A 444-nucleotide genomic window follows, 5' to 3' on the forward strand; every position below is an offset into this window, starting at 1 on the left:
CGCGCCCCGCGCCCCGCGCCCCGCGCCCCGCGCCCCGCGCCCCGCGCCCCGCGCCCCGCGCCCCGCGCCCAAGATCCTCACAACTTCCCCGATGCTGCTGCCTCCGCCACGCGGGAAACAGCAACATCGGGGAAGTTGCTGCCCCGAACGCCGACCTCCCGCCCCACACACCCGCCCGCCTCCGCGCTTGCCGGCATGATCACGTCGATCTTGCGCTTTCGGTTGTCGAGAGGCGCGCTACATCCCGATATGCGAGCACACTAAGTGCAAGATCGCCGCAGGGGTGAGTCGCGAGGCCGACGCCGGGCAGGGCAGGGCCGAGGGCGGGGCAGGGCCCAGGGTGGGGTCGGAGCAGGGCCGAGGGTGGGGAGGGGCCGGGGCGGGAGCGCCTTCAGGGGCCAAGGCCGGGAGGGGCCCGGCAGTGCCGGGGCGCGCCATCGCCGG

The organism is Micromonospora sp. NPDC049107 (genome assembly GCF_040648595.1).
Lineage (GTDB): Bacteria > Actinomycetota > Actinomycetes > Mycobacteriales > Micromonosporaceae > Micromonospora.